4 protein-coding genes are annotated in these 4,914 nt (G+C 71.9%); 2 read left to right on the forward strand and 2 right to left on the reverse strand.

The window, feature by feature from the left end; genetic code table 11:
* Together GT354_RS10415 and GT354_RS10420 are read right to left on the reverse strand one after the other, a co-directional pair.
* The coding region (locus tag GT354_RS10415; RefSeq protein WP_161355998.1) for a PfkB family carbohydrate kinase at positions 1 to 677 on the reverse strand (677 nt) is incomplete at its 3' end.
* Positions 678 to 747: 70 nt separating this feature from the next.
* Entirely contained in the window at positions 748 to 1,644 is an 897-nt protein-coding gene (locus tag GT354_RS10420; protein ID WP_161355999.1) for an SIS domain-containing protein, read from the reverse strand.
* Positions 1,645 to 2,186: 542 nt separating this feature from the next.
* Between GT354_RS10420 and GT354_RS10425 the strand changes: the two genes are divergently transcribed.
* Together GT354_RS10425 and GT354_RS10430 are read left to right on the forward strand one after the other, a co-directional pair.
* Positions 2,187 to 3,734 (forward strand): carboxyl transferase domain-containing protein, encoded by a 1,548-nt coding sequence (locus GT354_RS10425; protein ID WP_346011970.1) that lies wholly within the window; start codon positions 2,187 to 2,189, stop codon positions 3,732 to 3,734.
* 34 nt (positions 3,735 to 3,768) lie between these two features.
* Positions 3,769 to 4,605: an AraC family transcriptional regulator gene (locus tag GT354_RS10430; protein WP_161356000.1), complete on the forward strand. Its 837-nt coding sequence runs from the start codon at positions 3,769 to 3,771 to the stop codon at positions 4,603 to 4,605.
* Positions 4,606 to 4,914 lie beyond the last annotated feature (309 nt).

A 4,914-nucleotide genomic window follows, 5' to 3' on the forward strand; every position in this document is an offset into this window, starting at 1 on the left:
GGGCCGAACGACGCCACCACCGCGCGCCCGCCCGCCGCACGCAGCGTGGCCGCCATCGCCGCCACCGCGCGCTCCGGGTCGGCCTCGCCCGTGGCCTCACGCAGCTCGTCCGCGTTCGGCTTGACCACGTCGGGTCCCGCCGCGACGCCCGCGAGCAGCGCGGGCCCGGACGCGTCGAGCAGAACCGGTACGCCCGCCGCCTTGGCGAGCGCGACCAATTCGGCGTACCCGCTCACCGGCACACCCGGCGGCAGACTTCCGGAGAGCACCAACGCCGAGGCTCCGCCCAGGAGTTCGCCCACCTTGCCGACCAGCGCCGACCACTCGGCGGCGCCGAGCGCGAGCCCGAACTCGTTGAACGACGTCGCGCCGCCCGACGAGGTCTCCACGATCGTCGTGGTGGATCGCGTCTCGGCCGCGACCGGCACCTCCACCAACGCGATGTCCGCCGCCTTGAGCTCGGCCCGTATTCGCTCCCCGGTCGGCCCGCCCAACGGAGCCACCGCCGACACCGCGACCCCGAGCCCGCGCAGCACCCGCGCGACGTTGATCCCCTTGCCACCCGCACGCCCTGCGACCGACGCGGGCCGGTTGCTGCCGTGCCGGGCCATCCGTTCGACGTGATACGTGACGTCCCACGCGGGGTTGGGCGTCACCACCACGATCACCGAGCCCACCCCGCTCCTGCACAGACTTCCCGGCGGCCCTCGCAGCGGCCTTCCCACCGGCCTCGTCGGCCTCGACGCGTCACGACTCGTCGCCCTCCAACACCACGGAGCGCGTGAGGTGCCGCGGCTCGTCGGGGTTCAGGCCCAGGCTCTCCGCGATCGCCACCGCGAGCTTCTGCACCCGGATCAGCTCCGCCATCGGGTCGAGCTCACCGGCCACGAACGTCCCGCCCGTCGCCGCGACCTGCTCCGCGAGGCCCTCGGGCGCCGGGCCGAAGACCCACGTGATCCGGTTCGGCGCCGCGATGCTGATCGGCCCGTGCCGGTACTCCATCGCCGGGTAGCTCTCGGTCCAGGCCCCCGCGGCCTCGCGCATCTTCAGCCCGGCCTCGGTGGCGAGGCCGACGGACCACCCGGTGCCCAGGAAGGTGAACTGCTCCGCCGCCACGAACTCGGGCGCGGGCACGGCCGCGACCGCGATCTTGGCGTCCCGCACGGCCGCGCTCAGGTCCTCGCCGAGGTGCGCCCGCAGCAGCGCGAGCGCCGTGGTCGCGAAGCGGGTCTGGACGACCGACTTCTCGTCGGCGAAGTCCAGCATGACGATCTCGTCCGCCGCGTCCATGATCGGCGTCCCGGGTGTACCGGTGATCGCGGTCGTGGGCACCGTGCCGCGGATGTCCGCGAGCAACCGCAGCACCTCGGTCGTGGTTCCCGAGCGGGTCAGCGCGATCACCCGGTCGTAGTCCCGAACGCCCGGGAACTCCGACGCCGCGAACGCGTCGGTCACGCCCTGCCCGGCGCGCTCGCGCAGCACTGCGTACGCCTGCCCGATGAACCACGACGTCCCACACCCGACGAACGCAACGCGCTCGCCCGGCTTCGGGAGGCCCGCGCAGTCTCCCGCGAGCGCGGCGGCGCGCGTCCACAGTTCGGGCTGGTCGGCGATCTCACTGGCGGTGTGGCTGACGGTGGTCATGGTGCTCCCGGCTCTTCGACGATGCGCAGCGCTCTTCGCTGCCGCACTCACGTACTACGCACTACGTACTCGGTCACTGGCACTCGGTAGTCGGCACACCCGGCACTGCCCATCCATCCACAGTGCTCGGCGATGCTCACTGATGCAGTGTGATGCTTGAAACTATTCATTTGATAGCAGTTTCAAGCACTAATGAGCAACGCCACACGTATCAAAGATGCCCGATACACACCTTTTGACAGGAAAAGACACGAGAGCCAACTGCTCGAAGCAGCACTCCGCCCAACCAACAAACGAGCCCATCGATCCACCCAACGCCCGCCCCGGACATCCCGGCCCCGGTCGCCCTCCGGCGCCACTTCCACCGGATGCAGACTCGCGCCCTGCCCGGAGTCCGACCGACGTCCCGCACACTCGACCGGCCCGGACCTCGGTGCGGTAGGCCACACTCGTCCGCTCCGTGCCCTTCGCCCCTGGATCTTGCGCGCCTTCCGCAGTACACAGCGTCCAGCACCGGGATCCAGGGCGAAGGAAGCACCACCGTGACCACGACAGCGACAAACGACAACCGTGACGCGTGGCAGGCACTGCTCGACGAGCTCACGCGACGCCGAGCCGAAGCCCGGGCCATGGGCGGACCGGAGAAGCTGGCCCGCTACGGCGCGGACGGCCGGCGCCTGCACGCCCGGGCCCGGATCGCCGCTCTCCTCGACGACGACTCGTTCACCGAGCTCGGCACCCTGGCCGGCGGACCACAGGCCCCGGCCGACGCGTACGTCGCCGGGTCCGGCCTGCTCGACGGTCGGCCGGTATTCGTCGGCGCCGAGGACTTCACCGTCCAGGGCGGTTCGATCGGTCCGGGCGCCGCCGCCAAGCGTTCCCGGCTTGCGCGGCTGGCGGGCCAAGAGCGCGCGCCTTTGATCACGATGCTCGAAGGTGCCGGGCACCGGGCCACCAACTCCCTGGCCGGGCACACGGCCTCGCCGGGAGACCTACAGGCCCTGGTCGATCTGGCGGGCCTGGTTCCCACCGTCGCGATCGTGCACGGGCCCTCTGCCGGACACGGTGCGCTGACCGCTCCCCTGGCCGATTTCACGATCATGGTGGAAGGCACCGCGGCGCTTTTCACGGCCGGCCCGCCCCTGGTCGCCGCCGCGACCGGCGAGCGCGTCGACAAGCACACCCTCGGCGGCAGCGCCGTGCACTGCGTCGTCAGCGGCGTCGCGCACAACGCGGTCCCCGACGACGCGGCGGCGCTGCGGCTGACTCGCCGCTACCTGTCGTACTTCCCGCCGAACGCGTGGCAGCGGCCCCCGTACGCCGGGCCCGAGGCCGGCAACACGGACATCGCCCCTCGCCCCACCGACGCGCTCTTGGACCTGATCCCCCCGGACGCGCGCCGCCCGTACGACATCCGCGCCGTGCTCGACGAGGTCTTCGACGCGAGAACGGTGCTGGAGATCCAACCGGCCCACGCGGCTTCGATCGTCACCGCGCTCGCGCGCCTGGGGGGTCATGCGGTGGCCGTGGTCGCCAACCAGCCCGCGGTCCGGGCGGGCACGATCGACGTCGATGCAGCCGACAAGGCCGCGCGCTTCCTCCAGGTCGCGGGCGCGTTCCACCTACCCGTGGTCTTCCTGGCCGACAACCCGGGCGTACTGGCGGGCACGGCGTCCGAACGGGCCGGCATCCTGCGCGCGGCGGCGCGGTTGTTCGCGGCTCAACACCGTTTGCGGGTACCGAAGTTGCACGTCACCGTGCGCAAAGCGTTCGGCTTCGGCAGTTCGGTGATGGCGATGAACCCGTTCGACGCGCAGACCGTCTCGTACGCGCTGCCCGGCGTCACCCTGGGCGGTATCCCGGCCGCGGCCGGCGCCGCCACCGCCAAGCACGACGCGGCCACGACCGAACGCCTGCGCGCCAACGAGTCGAGCGGCCCGTGGCGATCCGCGAGCGCCCTGTCCTACGACGACGTGATCGCCCCGACGGAGGTACGCGACGCGCTTCTCGCCGGCCTGACCCGCGCCGGCAACCGCCACCACTCGACCGGCCCGGTCGAACCCGTGCGACACACCGGTTACCTCCCGTGACCGCCCCGTAAGCGACATCACCTAGGCTCGTGGCATGGACGTCCTGGGTGATCTGCTGCGCGGAATCAGAGCCGACGGGGCCCTGTTCGACCGACAACTCCTGCCCGCCGCGCCGTGGTCCCGGCGCTACGACACGGGCGCACCGCTCACCCTGTGCACGCCGGCGGCCGGCGCGGCCCGGCTGATCACGGCGAACGGCGAAGTGGTCCGGCTGCGCGTCGGCGGCACCGCCCTGGTCCGCGGGCCGGGCGCCTTCACGGTCGTCGACGACCCCGACCACGAGGGACCCACCGAGCTGATCGTGGGCGCGTACCGGGCGCACGCCGACATCGGCCGCCGACTGCCCGACGCGCTCCCCGACCTGCTGGTCCTGCCGGACGACGAAAGCTGTGAGCCGCTCCTGAGCTTCGTCTCGGCCGAGGTCGTCGCCGACAAACCGGGCCAACAGCTCGTCCTGGACCGCCTGCTCGACTGGTTCCTGGTGTGCGCCCTACGCGATTGGTTCGACCGCCCCGACGCCCGGCCGCCGAAGTGGTACGTGGCCCTCGGCGACCCGATCGTCGGCGCCGCGCTGCGCGCCGTCCACGACGCGCCGGCGCGGCCGTGGACCATCGCCGCGCTCGCCGCCGAGGCGGGCGTGTCCCGCACGACCCTCGCCCAACGCTTCACCGCACTGGTCGGCACCCCACCCTTGGCCTACCTCACCGAATGGCGCATGGCCCTGGCCGCCGACCTCCTCACCGAACGCGAGTCCACGGTCGCCGCAGTGGCCCGCCGAGTCGGCTACTCCGACCCCTTCGCCTTCAGCACAGCCTTCAAACGAGTCCGAGGCCTGAGCCCAACAGCCCACAGAAGCACCAAGGCCGCGTAACCACCGTTCGAGAACAACGCCCCGCCCAACAACAGCCGAGGCACCCCACCCCCAACCCCTCCCAGCCCGTCCGGCGTTTGAGGACAACACCCCCCGAACACCAACAGACGCGCCACAAGCCCACCAACCCCTCCCAGCCCGTCCCGCCTTCGAGAACAACACCCCTCAAACGCCAACAGGCGCACCCCGAGCCCACCAACTCCTCCCAGCCCGTCCCGCCTTCGAGAACAACACCCCTCGAACACCAACAGACGCGCCACAAGCCCACCAACCCCTCCCAGCCCGTCCGGCGCTTGAGGACAACACCCC

The sequence above is a fragment of the Streptomyces sp. SID3343 genome, assembly GCF_009865215.1.
Taxonomy (GTDB): domain Bacteria; phylum Actinomycetota; class Actinomycetes; order Streptomycetales; family Streptomycetaceae; genus Embleya.

What these genes read in the sequence shown, in the direction of transcription:
- GT354_RS10430 (WP_161356000.1), top strand. Translation starts at nt 3,769, where the DNA reads ATGGACGTCCTGGGTGATCTGCTGCGCGGAATCAGAGCCGACGGGGCC.
- GT354_RS10420 (WP_161355999.1), bottom strand. Translation starts at nt 1,644, where the DNA reads ATGACCACCGTCAGCCACACCGCCAGTGAGATCGCCGACCAGCCCGAA.